This window comes from Lentzea alba, assembly GCF_047445655.1.
Classification (GTDB): domain Bacteria; phylum Actinomycetota; class Actinomycetes; order Mycobacteriales; family Pseudonocardiaceae; genus Lentzea; species Lentzea alba_A.
The window spans coordinates 13,030-30,353 of sequence record NZ_JAJAEG010000026.1 but is presented as its reverse complement, the minus strand read 5'-3'; the positions used below and the strand labels follow the sequence as shown (position 1 = coordinate 30,353).

At 69.5% G+C, this 17,324-nt stretch carries 14 protein-coding genes; 6 read left to right on the top strand and 8 right to left on the bottom strand.

Annotated elements, in window-relative coordinates:
* The first annotated feature begins 476 nt into the window (after positions 1 to 476).
* Both LFM09_RS35310 and LFM09_RS35305 read left to right on the top strand, forming a co-directional pair.
* Positions 477 to 932: a hypothetical protein gene (locus tag LFM09_RS35310; RefSeq protein WP_414100935.1), complete on the top strand. Its 456-nt coding sequence runs from the start codon at positions 477 to 479 to the stop codon at positions 930 to 932.
* Between the two features lie 87 nt (positions 933 to 1,019).
* Entirely contained in the window at positions 1,020 to 1,415 is a 396-nt protein-coding gene (locus LFM09_RS35305) for a hypothetical protein (RefSeq protein WP_414100934.1), read from the top strand.
* Positions 1,416 to 1,439: 24 nt separating this feature from the next.
* Here LFM09_RS35305 and LFM09_RS35300 read toward each other — a convergent pair whose 3' ends face one another.
* From LFM09_RS35300 to LFM09_RS35275, 6 genes are all read right to left on the bottom strand, one after another.
* Entirely contained in the window at positions 1,440 to 2,996 is a 1,557-nt protein-coding gene (locus LFM09_RS35300; protein WP_414100933.1) for a hypothetical protein, read from the bottom strand.
* Positions 2,997 to 3,041: 45 nt separating this feature from the next.
* The gene (locus LFM09_RS35295) at positions 3,042 to 3,551 is read right to left on the bottom strand and encodes a YbaB/EbfC family nucleoid-associated protein (protein WP_414100932.1); all 510 of its coding nucleotides are present in this window, start codon (positions 3,549 to 3,551) and stop codon (positions 3,042 to 3,044) included.
* Between the two features lie 31 nt (positions 3,552 to 3,582).
* Positions 3,583 to 4,341, bottom strand: a complete 759-nt coding sequence (locus LFM09_RS35290) for an ESX secretion-associated protein EspG (protein ID WP_414100931.1) — start codon at positions 4,339 to 4,341, stop codon at positions 3,583 to 3,585.
* The gene (locus LFM09_RS35285; RefSeq protein ID WP_414100930.1) at positions 4,338 to 5,903 is read right to left on the bottom strand and encodes a WXG100 family type VII secretion target; all 1,566 of its coding nucleotides are present in this window, start codon (positions 5,901 to 5,903) and stop codon (positions 4,338 to 4,340) included. Before LFM09_RS35285 ends, LFM09_RS35290 begins: the two co-directional genes overlap by 4 nt.
* A 43-nt stretch (positions 5,904 to 5,946) precedes the next feature.
* Positions 5,947 to 6,327 carry a hypothetical protein gene (locus LFM09_RS35280; protein WP_414100929.1) on the bottom strand — a complete coding sequence of 127 codons (381 nt, stop codon included), beginning with the start codon at positions 6,325 to 6,327 and terminating at the stop codon, positions 5,947 to 5,949.
* 398 nt (positions 6,328 to 6,725) lie between these two features.
* Positions 6,726 to 8,543: a hypothetical protein gene (locus LFM09_RS35275; RefSeq protein ID WP_414100928.1), complete on the bottom strand. Its 1,818-nt coding sequence runs from the start codon at positions 8,541 to 8,543 to the stop codon at positions 6,726 to 6,728.
* 97 nt (positions 8,544 to 8,640) lie between these two features.
* Between LFM09_RS35275 and LFM09_RS35270 the strand changes: the two genes are divergently transcribed.
* The 3 genes from LFM09_RS35270 (at position 8,641) to LFM09_RS35260 (ending at position 13,223) form a co-directional block, all read left to right on the top strand.
* A complete protein-coding gene (locus LFM09_RS35270; RefSeq protein ID WP_414100927.1) occupies positions 8,641 to 10,089 on the top strand; it encodes an FG-GAP-like repeat-containing protein in 1,449 nt (482 codons plus the stop codon).
* A gap of 177 nt (positions 10,090 to 10,266) precedes the next feature.
* Positions 10,267 to 11,376, top strand: coding sequence for a sulfite oxidase (locus LFM09_RS35265; RefSeq protein ID WP_414100926.1), 1,110 nt, complete (start codon positions 10,267 to 10,269; stop codon positions 11,374 to 11,376).
* A gap of 269 nt (positions 11,377 to 11,645) precedes the next feature.
* Positions 11,646 to 13,223, top strand: a complete 1,578-nt coding sequence (locus tag LFM09_RS35260) for an MFS transporter (RefSeq protein ID WP_414100925.1) — start codon at positions 11,646 to 11,648, stop codon at positions 13,221 to 13,223.
* Here LFM09_RS35260 and LFM09_RS35255 read toward each other — a convergent pair.
* Complete coding sequence (locus tag LFM09_RS35255; RefSeq protein ID WP_414100924.1) at positions 13,220 to 14,920, bottom strand: discoidin domain-containing protein; 1,701 nt, start codon at positions 14,918 to 14,920, stop codon at positions 13,220 to 13,222. The genes LFM09_RS35260 and LFM09_RS35255 overlap by 4 nt on opposite strands.
* Positions 14,921 to 15,018: 98 nt before the next feature.
* On the opposite strand from LFM09_RS35255, the gene LFM09_RS35250 reads away from it, so the two are divergent.
* On the top strand, positions 15,019 to 16,350 hold the full coding sequence (locus tag LFM09_RS35250; RefSeq protein WP_414100923.1) for a collagenase: 1,332 nt from the start codon (positions 15,019 to 15,021) through the stop codon (positions 16,348 to 16,350).
* A 22-nt stretch (positions 16,351 to 16,372) separates the two neighbouring features.
* Here the strand turns inward: LFM09_RS35250 and LFM09_RS35245 are convergent, their stop codons facing one another.
* Positions 16,373 to 17,314, bottom strand: coding sequence for a LysR family transcriptional regulator (locus LFM09_RS35245; RefSeq protein WP_414100922.1), 942 nt, complete (start codon positions 17,312 to 17,314; stop codon positions 16,373 to 16,375).
* Between the last annotated feature and the right edge of the window lie 10 nt (positions 17,315 to 17,324).

The following is a 17,324-nucleotide window of genomic DNA, read 5'->3' as shown; positions in this document are numbered from 1 at the left end:
CAGGTGCCGTGGGCGTGAAGGCGGCTGGGCCGCCCTTGCCTGCGGGTGGAGTGCCGGGCTTGGCACCTGGGGCGCCGGGTGCGGTGGGGGTGAAGGGGGCTGGGCTGCCCTTGCCGGTGGGTGGAGTGCCGGGTTTCGCACCTGGGGCGCCGGGTGCGCCAGGTGCCGTGGGCGTGAAGGCGGCTGGGCCGCCCTTGCCTGCGGGTGGAGTGCCGGGCTTGGCACCTGGGGCGCCGGGTGCGGTGGGGGTGAAGGGGGCTGGGCTGCCCTTGCCGGTGGGTGGAGTGCCGGGTTTCGCACCTGGGGCGCCGGGTGCGCCAGGTGCCGTGGGCGTGAAGGCGGCTGGGCCGCCCTTGCCTGCGGGTGGAGTGCCGGGCTTGGCACCTGGGGCGCCGGGTGCGGTGGGGGTGAAGGCGGCTGGGCTGCCCTTGCCTGCGGGTGGAGTGCCGGGTTTCGCACCAGGCGCACCAGGTGCGGTGGGCACGAACGGAGTGGCACCGCCCTTGCCGCCAGGTGCGCCAGGTGCGGTGGGCGTGAAGGGTGCGGGGCCGCCGCCCTTGACGTTGGGTGCGTTGGAGACCGAGGGACCGCCGGGTGCGGTGGGGGTGAACGACGCGGGGCCGCTGCCGCCCTTGACGTTCGGGGCGGCGCTCACCGCGGAACCGCCGGGTCCCTTGGGGCCGCCGGACGTTGAAGGACCGGTGCCGCCCTTGACGTTCGGGGCGGCGGTGACTGCGGGACCTGCGGGGCCCTTGGGGCCGCCGGAAGTGTTGGGGCCGGTCCCGCCCTTGATGTTCGGGGCGGTCGAAACCGCGGGACCGCCTGGGCCCTTGGGACCGGTGGCGTTCGGGCCGGTGCCGCCGGCGATCGTGCCCGGGCCGGAGACCTTGGGGCCGCTGGTGTTGGTGGCGCTGGTGTTGGGGCCGCCCTGACCGGGTGGGGGCTTGACGTTGGTCGAGGGGTCGATCGACTTGATGTTCGACTGGTTGTAGGTGTCGGTTGAGGTGGCGGTTTGGTGCGTGGCCTTGAGGTTCGACTGGACGTCCGTGAAGGCTTTGGCGCCCTTGTCCGCTTGCGAGACGGCGTTGTCGTTGGAGGCGTTCAGGGCGGGCACGGCGAACAGGCCGATCGGGCCCAGAGCGTTGCCGCTGAAGTTCAGGCCGCGCAGACCGCTGGAGATGCTCGACAGCCGGGACCCCAGATCACCCGCTTTGCTCTGCAACCCCTGCATCGAGGAGTCGTTCATGGAGAAGCCCGTGTTGCCCGTGGGTCCGCCGCTGCCGGTTCCTGGTGGGGCAGAGGGGGACGGCGTCGGGTTCGGCGCCGGGTTCGGCGACGGCGACGGTGTGGGATTGACGTTCCCCTTGGCCATGAGCGGCGTTTCTCCAGTACTGCGTCAGAACAAAGCAGGGTGAGCGTGGGTCCCGGCTGCGGGGTGACTACTCCGCGGGCCTGGTCGGTCGCTCGTAGGCGACTGTCGGGCGCAGCGGCTGGACCGGGGCGCCGCCGGCTTGCGAGAAGCCGTCCGGGGCCATCAGCGGGTTGTAGCCCTCTTCGGCCGGCGTAGCGGTTTCGAACGGCGTGTAGGCCTGCATAGGCTGGAGAGCCTCGTGGGTCGGCGTCCCCGAGGTCATCGCCAGACCCGACGCCACGGTCGAGTCCGAAGCTGCCACGTTCATCCGGGTCGGCTGCAACGGCTCAACCGCGTCCATCCGGGCTGTTGCCTGCATGGGCTGCAACGGTTCGACAGCGTCCATGCGCTTCAAAGCCTGCATCGGCTGCGAAGGCTCGACAGCGTCCACACGGGACACGGCGTGCATGGGCTGCAAGGGCTCGGCGGCGTCGACACGCTTCAAAGCCTGCATGGGCTGCGAAGGCTCGACAGCGTCCATGCGGGACACGGCGTGCATGGGCTGCAAGGGCTCGGCGGCGTCGACACGCCTCAAAGCCTGCATGGGCTGCGAAGGCTCGACAGCGTCCACGCGGGACACGGCGTGCATGGGCTGCAACGGTTCGGCGGCGTCCACACGCCTCAAAGCCTGCATCGGCTGCAGAGGCTCGACCCCGTCCTGCTGCACCGTGCCCACCCGAGCGTTGGCCAACGCCGTGGGAGCCCCACCAGTGCCACCACCGCCAGCACCACCGGGCTGGTTCTTGGCCACCGCCTCGTCGATCTTCTTGTCGACGTCCTTCTGCGCCTTGTACCCCTCGTAGGTGATCTCGGCGACGTCGGCGGAGTTCTCGAACCGCTCCCAGCCCTTGCTGATCTTGGCCATGATGTCGTCGAGGTCGCCGATCCGCTTCATCTGCCGCCCCAGAGCAGCGACGACGCGGGCCACGCGCGACGCGATGTTCACGCCCAGCGCGACGGCCTTGCCGACCGCGAAGCCGATGAACGCCGGGATCGACGCACCGAACGTCGGGATCATCGCGGCGGCGGCGAGCAAAGCGCCACCGATCAGCGAACCGATCAGCTGCGCGATGAGGTCGCGGACGATGTCGCGCAGCACGGTGACCAGCATGCCCATGATCGCGACGATCTTGGCCTTGGTCTCGACGGCCTGCGCGAGCTCGTCGAGCTCCTGCGACATGCCGTCCATGCTCTTCTTGAACGCCTCGGACGACGCGCCGGTCCAGCCGTCGAACGTCGCCAGCCCGTTCTTGTGGTCCTCGGCCAGCACGCGCAGCTCGGCCGCGCGGGCCTTCGTCGCCTCGACGTTGGCCTGGATCTCCTCCGGGTTGCCCATCAGCTGGTTCAGGGCGTCGCGCAGGAACGACACGTGCTCGATCAACCAGCCGACACCGGCACCGATGATGCTGCCCAGCGGGTCGATGGCCAGCATGACGGTGGCCGAAGCGGCACCGATCGCGTTGAACGTGATGTCCAGGGCCTTCTCGGTCTCGGACTCCGCGTCCTTGCCGATGCCGTCGATCAGGCTGCCGTAGGCCTCGATGAACAACGAGCCCTTGAGCTTGTTCTCCTCCGTGATCTTCATCCCGGGAGGAGACGGGAGCGGGGTTTCAGGCGCAGTCATCGTTCCTCACCAAGGCTGGTTGTCGTCGTCATCGTCGTCCGCGACGGGGCGGCGCCCGCGGACCGGCGGCGGCTGCGGGGCCGCCGCGGGTCGGCTCACCGGAGGCGCGGGCGCAGGCTCGGGCTCGGGCTCGTCGTCGATGTCGTAGGAGTCCGTCTCGTCGATCTCCTCGTCGGACGGGATCGAGTCGGAGACCATCTGGTAGGCCTCGGTGCCCTCACCCAGCGGCTTGAAGACCTCGAGGACCTTCTCCGCGGCCTGCTTCTGGGCGTGCCGCGCGGTCTCCAGGATCAGCGCGGTCAACCGGGGCGCGCCCAGCTCCACCGCGCGGTGCCCGAGCTGGAGGTTCTGCAGGCCGCCGTTGGGGCCCACCGTCACCGTCACCGCGCCGTCCTTCGACGTCACGGTCGCCGTGGACGCGGCGAAGTTCTCCTGCAGGTCCTCGGACTTCTTCTTCAGGTCGGCCAGCTTGGCCTCGTACTCTTCGACCCACTGGGTGGGGTTCGCGGGGTTCACACGGTCCTCCGGCGGCGGTTCAACTGCGGGCTCACGCGAGCACAGCGGCGATTCGGGTGGCGATGCGGTCGTTGTCGGTCGGCGAGAGGCTGAGCCAGCCGTCGGAGTTGACCATCAGATAACGACCTTGGTGGGTGTCGAACCAGTTGATGACCACGTCCGACCGCTGCCGGCCGTGCGTGACACCGAACTGGCCGCCCGCGACGCGGTTCGCCGCGAGCTCACCGAACTGCTTGGCGTCCTGAGCGGACAGTCCGGCGCGCTGCAACGCCGCCCGGTCGTCCATCTCGTCGTCGGCCGCGCCCCACGGATCCTCGGAGTCGTCCTCCTCGGCCTCCTGCAGCGCCACGGCCTGCTGCAACGACTCCACCCGCACGTTCACGGCGGAACCGGGGCCGGCCTCACCGTCGGGCAGCACCCGCACGATCTCGCGGGCGAGCCCGGTCTCCCGGATCGCCAACAGACCGACCCGGTCGCCGTCGATGATCGCCAGCACGGCTTCCGAACCGTTCGACACGGCCAGCGCCCGCACGGTCCGGTCGAGCCCCGCGACGGCGTCCACGGCCACGTCGTGGTCGTCGAGCAGCCGCAGGAACCCCTCCAGCCGATCGTTGTCGGCCAGACCGCGCTCACGCAGGTCGCCGAGCGTTTTCTCCTGCAGCACACGGCGTTCCTGCTCGGTGTCGCCCTCGGCGGGCACGTCCAGCGGGTACGGCACCCGGCCCAGGCGCAGGTCCTGCCACAGCACGCCGAACTCGCGCGGCGTGAGCAGGAACTCGGGCGTGATCACGACTGCTCGGCCCCCTTCGACTTCTTGGGCTTCGCGCCGCCGATCACCGACGGCGGCAGGTTCTCACCGGGAACCTCGAACAGGTCGCCGCCCATGATGTAGCTGGCGGAACGGTGTTCCTTGTCGTCCTCGCCCTTGCCACCGGCGGCACCGGGAGCGCCACCCATCGGCGCGCCGCCCATGCCCGCACCGGCCGCGCTCGCCGCACCGGGCGGGGTCATGCCCATCAAGCCCGGACGGGCGGCCTGGCCCTGGACGCCAGCGGAACCGCCGGGCTGCATCGCACCACCGGCTCCACCCGCGCCACCACCGAACGCACCACCCGCGCCACCACCGGCGGCCGCGAAGTTCGGCATCGCGCCCGGCTTCATGCCGGCACCACCGCCACCACCAGCGCCGCCACCTCCACCACCAGCGCCGCCACCTCCAGGACTGGTGAGGCCCGGCGTCATTCCCTTGGGGGAGTTGGGGTTCTGCGGCACGTAGTTCGGGTTCGGCACGTCCTTGCCGACCACCGGCACCCTCGGGACGTTCTGGTTCGGCCGCGGTCCCGAACCGCTCGGCCCCGTGCTCGGGTTGTAGCCCGCCGGCATCTGCGGCGTGTAGTTGTTACCGCCACCGCTGCTGCTCGTGTACGTGCTGCCGGTGTTGGCGGGCCCCGTGTAACCGGGCGCCGTCGGCGTGTACGCCGCAGCGGCAACATTCGTGTTGCCGGGGTTGTAGCCCGGCATCTGCGGCGTGTAGCTCCCGCCGCCGCCACCTCCGCCGCCGGGCCCGGCGTAGCCAGGTGCCGACGGCGTGTAGGCAGCAGGTGCGGCAGGAGCGTTTCCACCCTGCGGTGCGCCGGTGGGAGCGGGCGGAGCAGCCGTGGCACCACCACTCTGCGCGTGCGTGGACATCAGCGCGTCGGCGCCACCGAGCGTGGGCGCGCCTCCGGCCGAGCGCGGCATCGCGATGACCGGCTCCTCGACCTTGCCGGTGTTGGGGTTGAACGGCGGCTTGAACGTCGGCGTCGACGTGTCGATCTGCCGGGAGCTGTTCTCCATGTTGGTCATCACGGAGACGGCCTGGTCGTGCGCGGCTCGCGACGCGGCGTTCGCCGCCGCGATGTCGGCGGAGGCCAGCACGAACGCGGGCGTGCCCGGCTGCGAGAGCGCGGCCGCGGCCTTGTTCCAGTCGAACGCGACGGGCGCCGGCATCTGCGCGCGGGCGCTCTCCATCACGTGACCCTGCTCGGCGACCTTGTTGCCGACCTCGACGGCCGTGCGGGCGGTCTGGTCGACCCAGTCCCCGAGCTTCTTCATCGCGTCACGGGCGGCCTCGGCGGCGGTGCCGGTCCACTTGGACTCCGACGCGGTGATCACCGCGTTCATGGTGCGGGCGGCCTCGGTCAGCTCGGTGCCGTACTTCTCCCAGTCGGAGCTGATCTGGCCTGCCTGACCGGGGTCGTTGTTGTTGTGCACCGCGGCGTAGAGCTCTTCGTGCGAGCGTGACGCCCAGTTCTGCGGGTCCGTGAGGACCGGGATGTTCTCGATCTCGCTCGGGTCGGTCTCGGGGGGCATGACCGGCTCGCCTCTCGCGTCGGTGGAAGCAGCTGTCCGGAGATCAGCTGTTACCCATGTGCTTCTTCAGTTCGGCCTGCTGGTCCTCGTCGAGGCGGGTGAAGTTCTCGATCGCCTCGACGATCGAGGTCTTCGTCTGTTCCAGCACCGTGCGGTACGCGGTCATGACGCTGACGAACGAGTACTGCTCACCCTCGGCGCGGTGGGTGAACTTGTCGCGCATCTTGTCGCCGACCGGGTTGGCGCCCAGCGGTGCGGGACGGGCGATGCTGTTGTTCGCGCGTTCGAGCCACGAGTCGACCTGGTCGATCTGGGCCTGCAGTTGCTTGCGCAGTTCCTCGCCCGCGGCCGGGTCGAGCTGGACCTGACCCGAGCTCACGGTGTCGCGGAGCGCGACAGCATCGTTGTCACCGACGATGTACATGCGTGCAGTATCAAGTAGCTTTTCGTGCACTGCTTGCTCTGAGAGTTGCGCGTCACCAATTGAGACCCGCGTTCACAATCCGTTGTGAGACAGCCAAACGGGCCACCACCGGGTGAACGAAAGGTGGCCGGAAAGATCGTTTCCCCAGGTTGTGGGAGCGCTCTCGATGTGCTGCCCGTTCGGGCATCCAATCCCCGTTCACATCACTGAAACGGGTCTTGACCTGGGATGAATGTGGCCCAAATCACGTGGGTCCGTAATCGGATCTTAGGGTCACCTTGAGGTGGTTACCCGCTGTTCGGCCTATCGCTCGATCGTGTGGTCTTCGGGGTGACCAAAAACGGGCCCGCACAAGGAAAGCATGCACCCGTTTTCGTAGTTGATCTATGTATTCGCACTCACGTGGGCGAGTAGCTGCAGCGGCGCCCGGTCCGGACGTGGTCGCGCACGTGATCGCCGATCACCGGGTCGGCAGCGGACAGCGCGGTCACCGCCCGCCGGATCGCCTTGCCGACGGCGATGCGGGCCCGTTCCCCGGAGTCCGAGAACGTCCTGGCCCGGCCGCCCAGCCCGGCCGCCGCCGCGATCTCGCCGACCAGCCAGTCGTGCTCGGCCTGCTCGGCATCGGTCAGATCGCGCTCGCGCAGTTCGGCGAGCCTGCTCCGGTACTGCCGCAACGCTTCCACGTCGAGCTGGTCCTGCGCGGTGGCGTCTCCGGTGAGGGCATTGGTGCCCGCGACGAGCTCGGCCGCGTCGATCTCCTGGCCGGGGTTGGCGGCGAGCACCGCGAGGTGGGCCATCCCGATCCCGCCGTCGACCAGCACGCTGCGGTTGCCGAGCCGGACGAGCCACTTCTTGCCCTCGCGCCGCACGGACAGGTCGGCGTTGTCGGGAGCGTCGAGCCCGAGCGTCGCGGCCTCCTGCGCACACGTGGCGAGCTGGCGGCGGGCTTCCTCGACGTTCCCGGCCCGTTGGAGCGCCTCGGCGTACTTGCGGCGCGACGACAGCACCGCGGGCCAGTGCCCGAGCGCGAGGTTGTCCCGCACCGCGGCCCGCAGGTGCGTCACCGCCTTGTCGACGTCGCCGAACGTCAGCGCGGCCAGCCCGAGCGGGTGGTGCGTGGAACCGAAGCACGTGACCGCGAGGCTTGCCATCAACGGCAGGTGCGCGAACGGCAGCAGGATCGCGTAGACCTCGCGCGCGACCTCGGCGTCGTCCAGCAGGTGCGCGGCGTCCGCGACGCCGCTCATCGTGACCATCCACGTGCTGGAGCGGGGGAGTGCGTCGAGGCCGCGCTGGCACAGCATCGCGAGCGCGCCCTGGGCCTTGCGTCTGTCCCCGGACAGTGCCGCCGCGACCGCGAGCGCGCCGAAGAACGAGTTGTCGACCGTGCTCAGCGTCGGCGAGTGCACCAGGTGGTCGAGCAACGGGAACAGCTCGGCCGTGCGGCCCTGGTACCAGCGGATCGCGCAGAGCTGCGCGCCGTACCAGGCGGTCGCGTCCACGTCGCCGACCTCGCCGCCGAGCTGCGCGCTCGCGCCGGCCATCTGCTCGGCCTCGTCGAACCGTCCATCCCGGATCGCGAGCATCACCTCGACCGCGCTCACCACGAACCGCACCGCGAGGTGGTCCTCGTGCTTGAGCCGTTCCTGCAGATCGGTGAGGCGCCGCACGGCGTGCGCGTCGGCGGCGAGGAAGTGGTCGACCACCTGCCACAGCAACGCCATCATCAGGTCGCCCTGGCGTCCGCTGCGGAGACTCTCGCTGATCATCTCCGCGGCGAGTTCCTTGCGCAGTTCCACGTGATCGGGCCCGAGTACACAGTGGTGCGCGAGGCTGAGCGCCTCGACCCGCACGACGGGGTCGACGACCTGTCGGGCTTCTGCCAGCAGCCGCAGCACGTTCTCGCTCGTGTTGGCCTGGTAATCGCTTTCCGCGGTGAGCCTGAGCCGGAGGCGCAACGCGATGTCGGACTTCGGTTCCACCAGCGTGAGCGCGTGCCTGATCCGCGACCGCACCAGTTCCGCCTCCGCGGCGGTGCGGTGCTCGTGCACCCACACCCCGCCGGCGCCCAGCGCGGCCGCGACGAGGGTGTGCACGTCACCGGCGTTCTGAGCGGCTTCATAGGCCTGGGCGAAGTGCTGCCTGCTGGTCCGGAGGTCCCCGTTCTCCGCCAACGCGCGCGTGCCTGCTTCCAACAACGACTCGGGCGTCACGCCGCACACCCAAGCAGACCGGTGGAACGGGCGTGGAACGGGGTGGAACGCCTAAGTGGATAGACCGTCGAACTGGGTTGTATTAGGGGGAAATGCTTTGGGGCGCAATGCGTGGAGACGTGTGCTGGGTGCGGCCGCGCTGGCACTGGTGGGCCTGCTGCCCTCGGTGCCCGCGGCTGCGGCGGCACCCGTGCCGACAGCGAAGTACGCGCTGGCGGCGTTCGGTTACGACCAGGGGTGGCGAACCGACAAGCACCTCCGCACGCTCGCCGACGTCACGCGCGACGGCAAGGCGGACGTCGTCGCGTTCGGCGACGACGGTGTGTGGACGTCGATCTCGTTGGGAGGCGGCAACTTCGCCCCGCCCAAGTACGCCCTTTCGGGCTACGGCTACAACTCCGGTTGGCGCAACGGCGAACACCAGCGCTGGGTCACGGACATCACCAACGACGGCTACGCGGACCTGGTGGGGATCAGGTCCGAAGGCGTCTGGACCTCGGTGGGTCTTGGTGACGGCTCCTTCGCTCCGATGCGGTTCGTGTCGGGGATCTTCGGCTCGAACGGCCGGCCGGGCCCGCTGGTCGTGCTGCCCGGTGACGCGAACGCCGACGGCCGGACCGACATCTACGCGTTCGCCAACGGTCGTGTCGACATCGCGCTCGCTTCGGGCGGCGGCGGTTTCGCCACGCCGTACCTGGCCTCGACGGAGTTCACGACGGACCGCTTCGACTTCAACCAGTTCAAGCTCGCTCAGGTCGGTGGCGACAAGCGGTCCGACATCCTGTCTGTCCGCTTCAACCCCAGCGTCGCACCGATGTCGTCTCTTGCCCGCGCCGACGGCACCTACGGCGCGTCGCAGGTCTCGGCCACCAGCCCGGAGTCCCCGGTCTTCCGCTTCGCCGACATCACCGGTGACGGCTACGCCGACGCGATCCGCTTCGGTTACGACGCCAACACCTACACCGGCCGCGCGGTGGGTGGCGGCACCTTCGGAACGTTCGGTGTGGGCGTGGGCCACTTCGGCTACGACAACGGGACGGGTTACGGCACCTCGTCCTCGCCGTCGCCGGCCTTGGCCGACGTGACGAACGACGGCCGTGCGGATCTCGTGGGCTTCAGCTCGACCGGCGTGGTGTCCGCGGTGGCCCGCGGCGACGGCACGTTCGCTCCGGCCCGGCACGTCAACGCGGACTTCGGGTCCGGAACCGGCTGGACCGTGGCTCAGCATCCGCGGCTGCTGGCGGACGTCACGGGTGAGGGCGCGGCGGACGTCGTCGGCTTCGGCAACAAGGGCGTGTTCGTCGGTCTTTCCGACGGGGCCGGCGGTTTCGGTGGCGCGGTGGTCCCTTCGTTGCGCGGTCTGACCTACGACGAGGCACGGACGCGGCTGGTCTCGGCGGGGCTCAAGGTGGGCGCGGTCTCCGGCGTCGAGACCTGCACCTCTGTGGACCGGGTGCTGACCAGCCACCCCGCTGCCGGGACGTCGGTCTCGGTGGGCGCGGTCGTGGACCTGTCGATCGGGAAGAAGCCTGCTGTCTGCCCGTGAGAAACGACCGGTGCCGTCCGGGGGAGCGGGCGGCACCGGTGCAGGAAGCGAGTGGGTCCCCCAGCCCATTCGTGAGGGGGGAACGGTCGTGCGCGGCTCCACGTGTACCGGGAGCCGCGCACGACCTTTTCTCGTTCTGTGGGATGGCCCCTTGTGGCGGTCGTTAGCGTCGAAGGCATGATCTCTCGGCGCGGCGTGCTGCTCGCGGCAGGACTCTCGGTGCTACCTTCTCGTGCCGTGGCGGTGGCGGCTCCTTCGATCGTGAAACCGTTGCCCGCCACGGACTTCATCGTGCACGGCACCAACGCCGAGACGCGCTGGGAGGCGCTGCGCGACGTCGGCTCACTGGTGCCCGTGTCGAAGTTCTTCGTCCGCAACCACACCTCGACGCCTGCTCTTTCTGCTGCTTCTTGGCGGCTTCGGATTTTCGGCTCCGGCGTCGCCCGGCCGCTGACGCTGTCGCTTTCGGACCTTCGCGCGCTGCCGTCCTGTTCGGTCGAGGCTGTGATCGAATGCGCGGGCAACGGGCGGAGCTTCTTCTCGTCGCAACAGGGGCAGACCGTTTCCGGCACGCCCTGGAAGCTGGGTGCCGTGGGCAATGCGCGGTGGCGAGGGGTTCCTTTGGGGGTGTTGCTGCGGCTGGCTGGGGTGCGGCGGTCCGCAGTCGACGTGCTGCCGGTCGGGCTGGATGACGAGTTCGTGACCGGTGGGGTGAACCTGGGGCGGGTTCGGCGGCCGTTGCCGGTGTCGAAGGCGCTGGACGACGTGCTGGTGGCTTACGAGATGAACGGCTCTGAGTTGCCTCCTGATCACGGGTTTCCGGCGCGGCTGGTGGTGCCGGGGTGGGTCGGGATCGCGAGCATCAAGTGGCTGGGGTCGCTGGAGGTGTCGACGTCGGCTATGCACTCGCCGTGGGACACGCAGTACTACCGGCTGCTCGGGCCCACCTATCCGGCTGACGGGTCGCTGGTGACGACTCAGGTGGCCAAGAGCGCGTTCGAGTTGGGGTTCGGGGCGACCGTGCCTGCTGGGCGGCAGGTGCTGACCGGGCGGTCTTGGGCGCCTGGTGGGGTGCGGCGCGTTTCGGTGTCGACGGATGGGCGGACCTGGCGGCGGGCCACTCCGGTGTCGCGCGGGGCTTGGACGCGGTGGCAGGTGCCTTGGCAGGCGACGCCGGGGGCGCACGTGCTGCGGGTTCGGGCCGATGATCAGCCGGACGAGTCGCCGTACAACACGCAGGGCTACCTGTTCGGCGCGGTGGTGAAGCACCCGGTCACGGTGGTCTGAGAGCGACGCGCTCCACACACGACTCCGGCCAGGTACCCCCGATTTCGATCCTGACCAGCAGGACCGACAGGGCCGGGGCGCGACAGACCACGAGTGCAGCACCGGCTCCACGCCCACCGCCAATCAGAACGAGGGCGTGCGGCCGGCACCGCGAAGTGCCCGGTCTGAACGTCGAACGCAGTGCAAGGCTGCCGGTGACGGCACCAGCCAGCAGACCGACAGGGCCGGGTGCTCGGCGGACCGCGCCCTCAGATGTGAAGATCGGGGGCGTGACCGTCTCCGCGTGGGCGCCCCTGCGCCGCAGTGCCTTTCGGGCCCTGTGGCTCGCCCAGTTCGCCTCCAACATCGGCACGTGGGCGCAGACCGTCGGCGCCCAGTGGCTCATGGGCGACCTCGGCGGCTCCGCGTTGCAGGTCGCGCTCGTCCAGACCGCCACGACGTTGCCGGTGTTCCTGCTGGTCGTGCCGTCCGGGGCGCTGGGCGACATCCTCGACCGGCGGCACGTGCTGATCTCCGGGCAGGCGTTGATGCTGGCGGGTGCGGCCGGTCTCATGCTCCTGGCCGGCACGGACAAGGCGACGCCGGCGAGCCTGCTCGGGTTGCTCGCGTTGATGGCGATCGGGCAGGCGTTGTCGATGCCGTCGTTCCAGGCGATTCAGCCGGAGCTGGTGTCGCGCGAGGAGATCCCGCAGGCCGCGCTGCTCAACGGCGTCAACATGAACGTCGGACGCGCGATCGGGCCCGCGCTCGGTGGTCTGCTGATCGCGCTCGCCGGGTCGGAGGCGACGTTCGCGTTCAACACGATCTCGTTCCTCGGCGTGCTGATCGTGCTGACGAGGTGGAAGAGGCCGTCGGATCACCGTCCACTCGGGACGGAACACATCGCCTCGGCGATGAGGACCGGCGCACGGTACGTCGCCAGTTCGCCACTCTTCAGGCGGGTTCTCGTCAGGCTGGCGCTGTTCATCGTGTTCGGCAGCGGGCTGTGGGCGTTGCTGCCGGCCATCGCGCGCGGGCCGTTGCAGCTCGACGCGAGCGGTTACGGCGTGTTGCTCGGCAGTGTGGGAGCGGGCGCGATCGGTGGCGCGTTCGTCGTGCCGAAGTTGTTGCAGCGCATGAGCAAGAACCGGATGGTGCTCTTCGCGACCTGGCTCTACGCGGCGGCCACCAGCACGGCTGTGCTCACCGAAAGCTTCGCGCTGGTGATCGTGGCGATGTTGCTGACGGGTGCGTGCTGGATCGCCACGCTGTCGACGTTCAACGCCTCCGCCCAGATCCTCCTGCCGTCGTGGACGAGGGCGCGGGCGCTGGCGTACTACCAGCTGATCCTGATGGGTGGGCAGGCGCTCGGCGCGGTGGTGTGGGGTGTCATCGCGGACGCGTACAGCCTCCGGACGGCCATGATCGTGCCTGCGGTGGCGATGGCGGTGCTGGCGCTGGCGGCGACGAAGTGGTTGCCGTTGATCGACCGGCCGCTCGACGTCAGTCCGGCGACGTACTGGGACGCGCCGCCGGAGATCGACGACACGGACGCGGGTCCGGTGCTGGTGACTGTCGAGTGGCCGGTGGCGAAGGAGAACGAGGACGCGTTCGTCGAGGCCATGCAACGGGTCGGCAGGGCGCGCAGGCGGACCGGCGCCACGATGTGGGGGCTGTTCCGGGACACCGAGAAGGCCGAGACGTTCCTGGAGACGTTCACCGTGGCGACCTGGCAGGAGCACCTGCGTCAGCACCTCGAACGCGGCACCGTCGTCGACCAGCAGAACCAGGAAGCCGCACGTGCGTTGGCCAAGGACAACCCGCACGTGCGGCACCTGCTCTACACCGAGCCGAAGAAGCCCGACTAGGCGTTGTAGGCCTCGATCGTCACCCGCGGCTGTTCCGAGGTGAGGTCCCGCTTGTGCCACGACAACGTGATCTCGCGGGTCTCACCGGGCAGCAGCCACAGGTAGTTGTAGCTGTAGATCGTCGGCAGCACGCGGTCGCCGGAACGTCGGTCGCGCAGCCCGAGCCGGGTCGTGGCGGCGACGACCTTGCCGGTGTTGCGCACCTTCACGGTCAACCTGCGCCGGTCGCCGTCGCGCCGGGTGCTGCCGACGTCGAGAGAGATCTTGGTGCGCCCCAACGAGTTCAGGCCCTGCATGTCCGCCGGCGTCCGGTAGCGCCAGTAGGTGTTCTCGGACAGCAACCGGTCGCCGTCGAACAACCGCAGCCGCACCAGGTGCAGAGCAGAAGCGTGCCGGGTCACCTCGAACAGCTGAGCGCGGCCGGACACACCGACCTCGACGTCGGCCTTCTGCGTGCTCAACACGGCACCGGACAAAGCGTGAGCCGTTGCCTCGACGCGGCCGCGCAACACACCCGTGGTGTGGTTGAGAACCGTGACCTTCCAAGTGTCCAAAGAAGCCTGAACGTGGTGTGGTTCGCACGCCTTCTTCGCGCCGAAGTACGTGCCGTTGACGTCCAGGTCGTAGTCGTAGGTCTGCCACACCGTGGAATGCCAGGCGGGGTGCGACATCCACAGCAGCAGAGCCGAAGCGTCGTCCCACAGATGAGCATTCCACGCCTCGAACATCCCGCGCATGTTCTCGTAGTTCACGAACTGCGCCTTGCGGCAGAACTCGTCCAGCCCGGTGGACGCGCCGAGCCGCGCGTCGATCGCCGCCTGGTAGAGCTGCGGGCGCTGGTTGCCGTTCGTGCACCAGTCGTGGGCGTACCAGACGTCGCCGATCGGCCACGCGACCTCGTTGCCCACGAGGTTGCGCATGGTCTCGGCGACCGGCACGGTCGGCATGCCGATCTCGGTGTGGAAGCCGAAGTTGAACGTGTCGTAGGTGTTGGCGTCGAAGTACTTCGCGGGCTCGACCCAGTGGTACGGGCCGTGGCCGGAGACGCAGCCGTCGGCCGAGTGGCTCTGGTAGTGGACGTCGGTGTGCTGCTCGGTCACGATCTTGCGCAGGCCCGCGTCGGTGTTCGGCGGTGGGGAGGCCTCGTTCGCGCCGCACCACACCGCGATGCTCGGGTGGTGGCGGAAGCGCGTCACGGTGTCGAGCGCTGTGTCCAGGTACCCCGGGATGTTGTCGGGGAAGTAGCCGACAACCCAGAAGTCGTTCCACACCAGGATTCCGTACCTGTCGCAGGCCGCGTAGAACTCGTCGCGGTTGCTGGCGCCGATCCAGTTGCGGATCATCGTGAAGTTCATGTCGCGGTGCAGCGCGATGACGTTGTCCATGCGCTCGGCCGGCATGCGGCGCAGCAGCTCGTCGAAGCCCCAGTTGCCGCCGCGGCAGAAGATCGGCACGCCGTTCACGCGGATCTTCAACGGCCTCGGCGCGTTGCTGACCTGCTTGACGTCACGCCAGGTCTGCCCGTCGTCGGAGATCTGCACCTTGTAGAGCAACGCGTAGGCGCGCTCCCAGGAGATCACGACCTTGTCGAACCGGGAAGCGGCGCCGAGGTCGACCGCGATCCACTCGTTGTCCCGGTACTCCGACGCCCAGCGCGTGCCGGGGTCGCCGTCGACCGCGTTGCGCCAAGATGACAAGGTTGTCCATAGCTGCGGGCTATGAGCGGCCGAAATGATCGCGGGCCCATGGGTGATGTGACGCTCCTGAGCACCTCACATCCCCTGCGGAGGACATGATGCGATTAGCCGTTCTGGCGCTTCTGGCCGCGCTGCTCACCCCCGGGGCCGCGCAGGCCGCTCCCTCGGGCTCGCCCGACAGCCCGCTGCTGCCACCCGAGATCGCCAGGAACATCCACCACCCGGCGCCCGACTCCACGATCTACGCGGCGGTCGCCGACTACCCGGCCGAACTGCGCGCGTTGACCCACGTGCTGGACAACTACACCAGCGCCGACGACGCCACCGTGCACGCCGGCATGATCATGCTCTACTACGGACACAGCTATCCGGAGTTCCTGGCCGCGGTCCAGGCCGAGCCGGAGATCCTGCGGGCGCTGCGCCGGTTCGTGGTGCGGCACCTCGACTTCTTCGGCACCGACCGCCAGTACCTGGTGCACAACGCGACCCGTGAGCTGGGCCGGTTCCTGCAACACCGCTCGCTCGTCTCGTTGGTCCGCCCCTTGCTGGTGGACCTGGCGTCACGCGGTGACGTCGTCGGTCGGCTCGCACCGATGTGGGTGGGCATCGCGGAGATGGTCGACTGGTACGACAAAGCGAACTGCCGCCGCTACGGCACCTGCGACTTCCGCACGAAGATCGACCGCCGCGTGCTCACGGTCCGGCACACCTGCAGCCCGACGTTGAAGATCCGCGCCCAGCAGCTGACGCGGACGCAGCTCCGCCAGACGTGCAGCAGTCTCGCCGGCCAGGACTCGGTGTTCCACGGCGTGGTGCGCGATCCGGGTCCCGTGGCCGGAGACAACAACACCTCGCTGGAAGTCGTCGTCTTCAACACCAGCAACGACTACCGGACGTACGCCGGCGTGCTGTTCGACATCTCCACCAACAACGGCGGCATGTACCTGGAGGGCGATCCGGCCCTGAACCAGGCGCGGTTCATCGCGCACGAGGCCGATTGGCTGCCGACGTTCGCGATCTGGAACCTCAACCACGAGTACACCCACTACCTCGACGGCCGGTTCGACATGTACGGCCCCTTCGAGGAGAACATGAAGACACCGACGGTGTGGTGGATCGAGGGGTTCGCCGAGTACCTCTCCTACAGCTACCGGGGCGAGGTCTACGCCGATGCGTTGGCTGAGGCGAAGAAGCAGACGTACGCGTTGAGCGCGCTCTTCGACACGACGTACGACCACGACGTGAAGCGCGTCTACAACTGGGGCTATCTCGCCGTCCGCTACCTGGTGGAGAAGCACCCGGAGGACGTGGCGGCGGTGCTGGCGGAGTACCGGATGGGGGACTGGGCAGGTGCCAGGGACCACGTGACGCGCGTGGTCGGCAACCGCTATGACGCGGACTGGTACGGCTGGCTCGGCACGCTGAGCTGACTGCGACTGGCCGCGGCCCGGCTCACCTCGCCGACGTGAGCACCTCGCCGCGTTCCTCCCACCACGGCCGGAACGCCGCACTGGCGAGCGCCGCGTCCGCATAGGCACCCAGCACCTCGGCGAACACGCGGCTGGCCTGGCTCCAGGTCAGCCGCTCCCGCCGCCAGCAGAACACCAGCCGCATCCGCATCGGCGACCCCGCCAGCGGCCGCACCACCACGCCCGGCCCGCCCTGTGACGTCGGCTCGACGAGCTGCACCGCCTTGCCAGTCGAGACCAGCTGCCGCCCGGCCCCGCTCGGCATCTCGAACCGGATCCGCGGCACGAACCCCGCCGCCCGGCAGGCCGCGCGCAACGCCGTCAGCGACCCGTCCTCGGCACCCGGCGGCCCCACCCACGCCTCGGTCGCCAGCTCGGCAAGATCGACCTCCGGCCGTGCAGCCAGCCGATGACCTGCGGGGAGTGCGATGTAGATCGGCACCCAGGGCACGACGATCCGCTGCGCCACCCCGCGCGCCAAGCCCAGGTCCTGGTCCTCGTCGACCGCGATCACCGCCGCGTCGAGGTGCCCCTTGCCCAACGCCAGCGCCAGGCCCGTGGACGACGGGTCGACGTGCAGCGTCACGTCGGACAGCACGTCCTCCAGCCGTGCGAACAGCGCGGCCACGCACTCCATGTGCACCGACCCGAACCGCACCGGCCCGCCCACCGGCACCGTCGCGCCGAACGCCTCCAGCTCCACCAGCAGCAGCCGGGCCCGTTGCAGCATCTGCGCTCCCAGCGGCGTGGGAACGGCGCCGGACCGGCCGCGGTCGAAGAGCTTGCCGCCGACCATCCGCTCGACCCGCTGCAGCAGCGTGGTGAGCGACGGCTGGGAGATGCCGAGCTGCGTCGCCGCCCGCGAGAGGCTGCCCGCGTCACCGATGGCGCAGATCGCCCGCAGGTGCCGGATCTCCAGTTCCATAGCGCGAGGC

What these genes read in the sequence shown, in the direction of transcription:
- LFM09_RS35300 (WP_414100933.1), bottom strand. Translation starts at nt 2,996, where the DNA reads ATGAAGATCACGGAGGAGAACAAGCTCAAGGGCTCGTTGTTCATCGAG.
- LFM09_RS35285 (WP_414100930.1), bottom strand. Translation starts at nt 5,903, where the DNA reads ATGCCCCCCGAGACCGACCCGAGCGAGATCGAGAACATCCCGGTCCTC.
- LFM09_RS35280 (WP_414100929.1), bottom strand. Translation starts at nt 6,327, where the DNA reads ATGTACATCGTCGGTGACAACGATGCTGTCGCGCTCCGCGACACCGTG.
- LFM09_RS35265 (WP_414100926.1), top strand. Translation starts at nt 10,267, where the DNA reads ATGATCTCTCGGCGCGGCGTGCTGCTCGCGGCAGGACTCTCGGTGCTA.
- LFM09_RS35250 (WP_414100923.1), top strand. Translation starts at nt 15,019, where the DNA reads ATGCGATTAGCCGTTCTGGCGCTTCTGGCCGCGCTGCTCACCCCCGGG.
- LFM09_RS35245 (WP_414100922.1), bottom strand. Translation starts at nt 17,314, where the DNA reads ATGGAACTGGAGATCCGGCACCTGCGGGCGATCTGCGCCATCGGTGAC.